At 46.4% G+C, this 8,410-nt stretch carries 7 protein-coding genes and 1 pseudogene; 5 read left to right on the forward strand and 3 right to left on the reverse strand.

The annotated features are described in order from the left end of the window. Together QVA83_RS21480 and QVA83_RS21485 are read left to right on the forward strand one after the other, a co-directional pair. A pseudogene (locus QVA83_RS21480) lies at positions 1-946 on the forward strand (RimK family alpha-L-glutamate ligase); the annotation flags it as partial. Continuing rightward, positions 943-2,217, forward strand: coding sequence for a GNAT family N-acetyltransferase/peptidase C39 family protein (locus QVA83_RS21485; RefSeq protein WP_156078131.1), 1,275 nt, complete (start codon positions 943-945; stop codon positions 2,215-2,217). The pseudogene QVA83_RS21480 and the gene QVA83_RS21485, both read left to right, overlap by 4 nt. Before the next feature lie 45 nt (positions 2,218-2,262). Here QVA83_RS21485 and QVA83_RS21490 read toward each other — a convergent pair whose 3' ends face one another. From QVA83_RS21490 to bioA, 3 genes are all read right to left on the reverse strand, one after another. Further along, complete coding sequence (locus tag QVA83_RS21490) at positions 2,263-2,592, reverse strand: hypothetical protein (protein WP_231514746.1); 330 nt, start codon at positions 2,590-2,592, stop codon at positions 2,263-2,265. Between the two features lie 304 nt (positions 2,593-2,896). Continuing rightward, entirely contained in the window at positions 2,897-3,418 is a 522-nt protein-coding gene (locus tag QVA83_RS21495) for a DUF2937 family protein (protein ID WP_014997871.1), read from the reverse strand. Between the two features lie 156 nt (positions 3,419-3,574). Further along, positions 3,575-4,840 (reverse strand): adenosylmethionine--8-amino-7-oxononanoate transaminase, encoded by a 1,266-nt coding sequence (gene bioA, locus QVA83_RS21500; RefSeq protein ID WP_156078133.1) that lies wholly within the window; start codon positions 4,838-4,840, stop codon positions 3,575-3,577. 98 nt (positions 4,841-4,938) lie between these two features. Between bioA and bioB the strand changes: the two genes are divergently transcribed. The 3 genes from bioB to QVA83_RS21515 form a co-directional block, all read left to right on the forward strand. Further along, the gene (bioB, locus tag QVA83_RS21505; RefSeq protein WP_156078134.1) at positions 4,939-6,063 is read left to right on the forward strand and encodes a biotin synthase BioB; all 1,125 of its coding nucleotides are present in this window, start codon (positions 4,939-4,941) and stop codon (positions 6,061-6,063) included. Continuing rightward, the gene (locus QVA83_RS21510) at positions 6,063-7,424 is read left to right on the forward strand and encodes an aminotransferase class I/II-fold pyridoxal phosphate-dependent enzyme (protein WP_156078135.1); all 1,362 of its coding nucleotides are present in this window, start codon (positions 6,063-6,065) and stop codon (positions 7,422-7,424) included. The genes bioB and QVA83_RS21510 overlap by 1 nt, the downstream gene beginning before the upstream one ends. Before the next feature lie 2 nt (positions 7,425-7,426). Further along, a partial coding sequence (locus QVA83_RS21515) for a methyltransferase domain-containing protein (protein WP_287498954.1) occupies positions 7,427-8,410 on the forward strand: 984 nt, incomplete at its 3' end.

The following is an 8,410-nucleotide window of genomic DNA, read 5'->3' on the forward strand; positions in this document are numbered from 1 at the left end:
ATTAGAAGCGCACACAAAAATACAATGGAAAGCCGGTAAAACGAGCAAACGCACACGTTGGGATATGGCTATCTTGGTTAATCCAGAAGAGAGCACACCTCCTAGTGATGAACGCGCCATTAAAAACTTTGTGAAAGCAGCTGAAAAAGTGGGCTTTCGTGCTGATGTGGTGAGCCGCCTGTCGCAAGAAGAATTGGGACACTATGATGCATTGTTCATTCGTGAAACGACAGCGATTGACCATCATACCTATCGACTAGCACGCGCCGCTGAGCGAGAAGGCATTGTGGTAATGGACGATACGCAGTCAATATTGCGCTGTTGTAATAAGGTGTACTTGCAGGATGCGTTTGCCTATCAGAAAGTGCCTGCGCCAAAAGCGACCTTTGTATCGAGCGCTACCGATGAAGTATGCGATAAGTTAATTGCTGACTTTGGTTTGCCGTTGGTATTAAAGCTGCCTGAAAGCTCGTTTTCGCGCGGTGTGCACAAAGCTGAAAATAAAGAAGCGCTGAAAACGCGTTTAGAACAGATGTTGGCTGAATCAGCACTTGTTCTTGTTCAGGAATATATTTTTACTGAGTTCGACTGGCGAATTGGTGTTTTAGGTGGCAAACCTATCTATGCTTGTCAGTACTTTATGGTGCGCAACCATTGGCAGATTTACAACCATCAGGGAGATCGATTCTCTTCGGGTGGATTTGCCACAATGCCAACGTTTGAAGTACCTAAGCCGGTACTACAAGCCGCTATCAAGGCCGCTAAAGCGGTGGGTGATGGCTTGTATGGTGTAGATATCAAGCAAACCGGTAATGCGGTTTATGTTATTGAAGTAAACGACAACCCAAGCATCGACTCGGGCGTCGAAGATAAATATTTAGGCAAAGAACTGTACGAATTAATTATGCAGGAATTTGCTGACAGGTTGGAGCAGAGAGGGCGATGATTACATCGGCTGAGCGAGTAACTGAAGTGAATAGTGCAAGTCCACTGAAAAGCGTAAATAGCGTACATGACCTAACAGAGGGCGCGTCGATTGGTGAACCGACAAAAGATGTCGTTGCGCCTTCCACGCAATCAAATGTAGTGCTGCGTGTGGCGACATTACAAGATCTTGCTTCGCTGCAGCATATCGAGCAAACCTGTTTTACCACCGACAGGCTAAGCAAAAGCCGGTTTAAATTTTACATTGATGCACAGCATGCAGAGCTTATTGTAGCCGAACGTGAGCCTTCGAGTGAGAATGCGAAGCACGACAAGAACAAGCAAGGTGTGAACAGCATCGTGGGCTATGGGTTGTTGCTGCTTCGTCGTGGAACGCAGCTTACTAGACTGTATTCTATTGCGGTATTGCCAGAAGCACGTGGGCTTGGCGTTGCTGAAAAGCTAATAAACAGCTTGGGGGAGCGGGCGCTTTTGCGGGGAAAGCGATTTATGCGCCTGGAAGTAGCAGTAGGTAATGCTGGCGCCATTGCTCTGTATAAAAAGTTAGGTTTTAGTCAGTTCGGTATGTATACCGATTACTATGACGATCACACTGATGCTCTGCGTATGCAAAAAGTATTGGTGCCCAGTAAGTCGGTTAAACCAGAAATTTATCCGTGGTACCAGCAAACGACAGATTTTACCTGTGGTCCATCGGCACTGATGATGGCAATGTGTGCGTTAAACAATCGCTATGAAATGACACAGGAAAAAGAACTGTCGTTGTGGCGTACTGCTACCACGATATTCATGATGTCAGGTCACGGTGGTTGTCATCCGGTGGGGTTAGCGCTTGCTGCGGTAAACGAAGGTTATGCAGCAAAAGTGGTGATTAATCGAGACGTCCCGCTCTTTGTTGATGGTGTAAGAGATGCTAACAAGAAAGAGATTGTCGAAAATGTTGAACAACAATTTATGGCAGAAGCACGCAAAAAAGGCATTTCTGTCGAAATCTCTGACTGGCGGGTGGATGTTATTGACCAAACCCTCAAAGCCGGCGGTGCGGTTCTGTGCCTAATCAGTACCTACGCTTTTGATAAGAAAAAGGTACCGCACTGGGTAGCAATTACAAGCTGCGATTCTCACTGCTATTATCTGCACGATCCTGATGCAAGTGAGGGGCAGCCTGTTGAGTATCAGCACATTCCGGTTGCCCGCGAAGACTTTCTACGACTTGCCAGCTATGGCACGCGTAAAGTAAGAACATTAGTACTCCTTAAAAAGAAAAAGTAACACAAATTTTGGCTTAGGCCTTAGGCACGACGAATGCTTGAGGCCTTAATGACGGACTTGTGTAACGTTAACCTTTTTATTTAAAGTTTTAAGCTGCTTCACCAGTTGAGAAAGCTCTTTTACCGAACCTTTATATTCGATGTGCTTATTCATTTCCTGGCCTTTCACAGCAGTTCTATAAAGCGCCTCACTTTCAAAACACGCTGTTTGCTCATCTAGCGTATTCCACTCCGCTTTTAGGTCGCTTGGAATACAGTGGCGTTTTGCAATAATTTTGTCTTTTATTTGCAACACTTTCCCGATTAATAATTGTGCATCTGTTGGCATATAAATATCTCCTGTATAACTCTTTGTGTTTAAGCTGCTGTTTATCAAGCGTTTATCTTTTATTCTTGATAGTTGTTTCTTAAAGCCAGCAATCCTTCAACACAACTCTCACAATTAGTGTTGCATCAAGAATGCCAACTCTTATGAAGCAACTTCCTGATGCTCGTACAAGGGGAATTTGATGTTAAAGACGCTGCTAGAGCGAGGAACTATAGGGGCGGTTTAGGCGAGTGCCCGCTCATTGAAATGCGAGAGAGATATGCGCTAAAGCAGGCACAGTTTCATATTTCTACAGGGGGACTCTGATAGGGGGATCCTTACAGGAGCTATCAAGTCAGGCGCTTTGTGGGCACTACCTGTAAGAGTAACGCTTCGGCCTGTCTTTTAATTTCTTAACCTGACAGTAGCAGAAATGCGGTGTCCAAATTAACAGGTTAAGTAATATAGCGGTAACTAAACTAAATACTATTGAGGAAGGTGTTAGCGGCACAGACGGACTGAAATTATCGAGCACGCGTTTAAGCGTTTCATATTGAGAAGGTGAGGCCATAAACACGAGCTTTTCAAAATAATGGCCGTGTTCTAGCTTTCTCATACCTTGTTCTAAAGTAGTGATCTGCGCAAAGCGAGCAGCTTTCATGGACGCGTTTTCGCGCACAACGGGTTCGCTGTTTTTCTGTAAGCTATCAAGCATGGCTTCAACAGAAGAGAAGCCATGCTGTTTTGCCAATACTGAAGAACTAGAAACTTCATCACGCAAGGCGTCGTAATAACCATTAAGGTATTGGCGATAGTGATCCGCCAAAATGGGGACTTGTAGTGTGATGATAAACAAAACTGCAAATACAACTTTATCTAAAACACGCACTATCATTTAAAACTCGCTATAAAGACTCACTATTAAGTACCCGTTTAATATTCGATATATGCACGTTGCATAAAGAGGTTTTCACTTTCAATAAACAGGCGATTCGATGTTAAATCTCTTGTATGGACAAAAAGTAAGTAAATAGCCTAACAACCTCTCTTGTTATTTCAAGGCTGTGTAAATGGCGTGGGTCAACCTACTTAATTGCTCGGAAGATATGATGTACGGAGGCATAATGTATACCAACTTCCCAAATGGACGTATCCACACGCCTTGTTTCACAAAATGGCGTTGAATTTCGGCTACGTTGACTGGATTTGCCGTCTCGACTACCCCTATAGCACCTAACACCCTTACGTCGGTAACTCGCGGTAAGTCTGCACATTTTGCCAATTCGCTTTGTAATTGTTTCTCAATGGCAGGAACTTGTTGCTGCCAATGGTTTTGGTTGATGAGCGATAGACTAGCATTGGCCACTGTACAAGCTAACGGGTTTCCCATGTAGGTTGGACCGTGCATAAAAACGCCCGGCTCACCTTGGCAAACTCCTAATGCCACATCTTCGGTACACATGGTCGCGGCAAGGGTCATATAACCGCCGGTAATCGCTTTACCCAAACACATAATGTCAGGCGAAATGCCTGCATGCTCGCAAGCAAAGAGTTTGCCTGTACGGCCAAAGCCAGTAGCAATTTCATCGCAAATTAGAAGCACGTCGTAGGTATCGCAAAGCTGGCGGCAGCGCTTTAAGTATTCGGGGTGATAAATACGCATGCCTCCCGCACCTTGAACAACGGGTTCTAAGATGAGGGCAGCCATGGTGTGGTGATGTTTTTCAAAAATCTCTTCAAGCGGAAGAATGTCATCTTCGCTAAACGTTTGCCCAAAGCGAGTTTGAGGGGCGGGCGCAAAAATCTGCTTGCTCAGTACACCCTCAAATAAACTATGCATACCGTTAATGGGATCGCACACGCTCATTGCAGCGAACGTGTCGCCGTGGTAGCCATTGCGCGGCGCGACAATGCGCGACTTCTCTGTGCGCCCTTGGCATGCCCAATACTGAATCGCCATCTTTATCGCAACTTCAACAGACACTGAGCCAGAGTCTGCTAAAAATACACGCTCTAAACCTGCCGGCACCATGTTAAGTAACGATTTACACAAATCTACCGCCGGCTGGTGGGTAATACCGCCAAACATAACGTGAGAAAATGCGTCAATTTGCTTGTGCGCAGCATCGTTGAGTACAGGATGGTTGTAGCCGTGAATAGCAGCCCACCAGCTAGACATGCCGTCTACTAATACTTCACTTGTGGCCAAGGTAAGTTCAGCGCCTTTTGCACCAACTACTTCATAGCAGGGAAGGGGATTAACCGCTGAGGTATAGGGGTGCCAAATGTGTTGTTTATCAAATTCTATACTGTTCACAAATTAACCATTGGTAAAGGTTTGAAATTGGTCAGAGTTGACAACTCGATATTGGGGCATAGACTAAGCCAGCAATAATAATTAGTAAAGGACAGTCAATGACGCTGGCTAGTGCGCATTCTGCGCAAACGACAACTATTCGAAACGATTGGACCAAAGCCGAAGTCGAAGCTTTGTTTGCCATGCCATTTAACGATTTACTGTTTAATGCCCAAGTGGTGCATAGACAGCATTTTAATCCGAATGAAGTGCAGGTTAGCACGCTTTTGTCGATTAAAACCGGTGCATGTCCTGAAGACTGCAAGTACTGTCCACAAAGTGCCCGTTATGATACGGGCCTAGAAAAAGAGCGCCTGCTAGAAATTGAAAAGGTTATCCAGCGTGCGAAAGAGGCAAAGCAAGTAGGCTCAACCCGTTTTTGTATGGGAGCTGCTTGGCGAAATCCACGCGACAGAGACATGCCTTACATTTTGAAAATGGTTGAAGAGGTGAAAAGCTTAGGCTTAGAAACCTGCATGACGCTGGGTATGTTGACCCGGGATCAAGCTGTGGCATTAAAGCAAGCGGGCCTTGATTATTATAATCACAACCTTGATACCTCTCCGGAATACTACGGCGATATTATCACGACCCGTACTTACCAAGACCGATTGAATACCTTAGAGAACGTGCGTGCTGCAGGCATGAACGTTTGCTCTGGGGGGATTGTGGGCATGGGAGAAACGGTGAGCGATCGGGCTAGTATGTTAGTGCAATTAGCTAACCTTCCTGAGCAGCCTCAAAGTGTGCCTATTAACATGTTGGTTAAAGTAAAAGGTACGCCACTCGATAGCGTAGAAGACCTGGACTATTTTGAGTTTATCCGCACTATTGCCGTGGCTCGTATCATGATGCCCAAGTCACATGTGCGCTTGTCGGCAGGCCGCGAAGCGATGAACGAACAAATGCAGGCGCTTTGTTTTATGGCAGGCGCGAATTCTATTTTCTATGGCTGCAAGCTGTTAACTACGTCAAACCCAGATACCCATGAAGATGTTATGCTGTTCAAAAAGCTTGGTATTAATACTGAGCGTACAAGGGATTACTCAGACGAAGCACATCAACAAGTGTTGGAAGAAGAAATTGCCCAGCAACAAGAACAAGCCGACGACAGTAACGACTTGTTTATTGATGCAACCAAGCCTAAGGTAGCGCCAAAGAAACAGCATTTAACGGAGGTGTAATGGCCTTTCACTGGTTAGACGATTCGCTGAGCGCGCGTGCCGAGCAAGGCTTGCTGCGCCAGCGCCACTGCCAGCAATACGAAAAAGACAGCATTATTTGTATTAACGGTGAGCACTACCTTAATTTTTCAAGCAATGACTACCTAGGCATGCGCCAGCATGGGGGTGTATTGCAAAGTTGGGTTGAGGGGCTAGCGCAATTTGGTGGTGGCAGTGGTGCATCGCCTTTGGTAACTGGGCACACACAGGCTCATTTGGCGCTAGAAGCCTACATTGCCGATGGGTTAAACCGAGAAGCTGCGCTGTTGTTTAACTCTGGCTTTGCCGCCAATCAGGCACTGTGCATGGCACTTTTTCCTCACATGTCTCACCCTAATAAAAGCGCGAGTGCGGGTCATATTATTGCCGACAAGCTCATGCACGCTTCGTTTTTAGAGGGTGCGCAATGTGTATCTGACAGTGCTAAGCTTCGCCGTTTCAAGCATAACGATCTAAGTCATTTAGAGAGCATGCTATCAAACGTTTGTCAAAGCCAGGTGCCCGATGTGGTTGGTAATTCTGATGCAAACCAGCAAGACATTCTGATTGCCAGTGAAGGTGTGTTTAGTATGGACGGTGACGTAGCGCCTTGTGAAGGTATCGCTGAACTGGCCGCTAAATATAATGCATGGTTCATGTTAGACGATGCACACGGTATGGGTGTATTGGGTGAAAACGGCTTCGGCACAGCAGAAGCACTAAACTTAAGCCAGCAACAAGCGCCTATTGTTATGGGAACATTTGGCAAAGCAGTGGGCACGGCCGGAGCCTTTATTGCGGGAAGCCAAACCCTAATTGATTATCTGGTGAATTTTTCTAAACACTACGTGTATTCCACTGCCATGCCACCAGCACAAGCGGTGGCGACCTTGTACTCTCTTACACATATCGCCAGTGATACTGCCCGCCGCGAGACGCTACAAACCAATATCACCTATTTCAGAGAGTCGTTTCAAAAACGCTTTGGACAGACACTTAATACAAGCGAGAAAGGCGACGCATCAATTGAAATCACCTTGGGGCAATCGCAAAGCGCGATTCAGCCCATTATTGTTGGTAGCCCGGAGCGCGCGATAGCGCTAAGTGACGGGCTAAAGCAGCGCGGCATTTGGGCAACGGCTATCAGACAGCCTACTGTACCGAAAAACCAAGACAGGCTGCGCATAACGGTTACGTCAAATCATACATCACAAGATATTGACGTATTGCTTGATGCCCTAGAGCTTTCACTTAATAACTCGGCGTTAAGTGAGACTTCAGTAGAAAAAGAATCAGACAGCGCTGTGAATGCTCCTGACTCTGTAAGTAAAAAAGAGATGTAACGATGTCACTAAGTCCCGCTGTAAAAGCTGCTATGTCGGCAGAATCGAGAAGTCTCTTCGACGGTAAGCTGTCGCGTGACGCGGCGCAGGCGGCTTTTAAGGCAAACGGGGCTTTTTCGTCCGAGACATCTTTTGAATCTGAGAGAGCGACGAACGCTAAAGGGACTCTCACAGTTAAAACTGCTTACCCTTCTGATTGCTCTTCCAAAGCTGCGGCACATTTGAATGCCGAGGAGAAGGCAAAAACTGAGGGCTATATTACAGCCGAAGGCTCTATAACAACTAAAGGCGCTGCAAAAGCTGAACGCGATGATACTGCTTCAACAATTAATGAGCAGGACGTGGCACATCGCTTTTCAAAAGCGGCTGCGCAGTACAACAGTATTGCAAGTGTTCAGCGCATTATTGCCAAGCAGGCAATAAAGAACTTACCTATAGCCTTACAGGGTAAGGCTCTTGATATCGGCTGTGGTACTGGCATTCATACCCAAACCCTTGCAAATAAAGGTGCAGCTGCAACTGGCGTAGACATTGCCGAGGGCATGTTGGCGCAGGCCAGAAAAATGTACTCTGACCCCATTTTCGTAGAAGGTAGTGCTGTTGATTTGCCTTTCTCTGATAGCCAATTTTCAACCGTATTTTCATCTATGGCGCTTCAGTGGGTCAGTGATACTGGGCTTGTTGCCAATGAGATAGCGCGAGTGCTTAAAAACGGTGGTCTTGCCGAACTGGCCATTATGGTGGCGGGGTCATTTAGTGAACTTAAAACGGCGCGCAAAGTAGCGCAGCTTCCGCAAGCCGAAACTTATATGCCGACAACCGCACAATGGATAAATGGCTTCAAGCAGTCGGGCCTTTCTTTGCAACGGGTGATTACTAAGAACTATGTCGATACTCACGGCGATATTATGTCGCTACTGCGCTCTGTGAAAGGTGTAGGGGCAGGAGAGACCGGCCGAAAACAACCGCCGCTCACCCGTCGAGAT

The organism is Alteromonas sp. AO-Serp (genome assembly GCF_017849675.1).
In the GTDB taxonomy this organism is placed as follows: domain Bacteria; phylum Pseudomonadota; class Gammaproteobacteria; order Enterobacterales; family Alteromonadaceae; genus Alteromonas; species Alteromonas macleodii.

What these genes read in the sequence shown, in the direction of transcription:
- QVA83_RS21495 (WP_014997871.1), bottom strand. Translation starts at nt 3,418, where the DNA reads ATGATAGTGCGTGTTTTAGATAAAGTTGTATTTGCAGTTTTGTTTATC.
- QVA83_RS21510 (WP_156078135.1), top strand. Translation starts at nt 6,063, where the DNA reads ATGGCCTTTCACTGGTTAGACGATTCGCTGAGCGCGCGTGCCGAGCAA.
- QVA83_RS21485 (WP_156078131.1), top strand. Translation starts at nt 943, where the DNA reads ATGATTACATCGGCTGAGCGAGTAACTGAAGTGAATAGTGCAAGTCCA.
- bioB (WP_156078134.1), top strand. Translation starts at nt 4,939, where the DNA reads ATGACGCTGGCTAGTGCGCATTCTGCGCAAACGACAACTATTCGAAAC.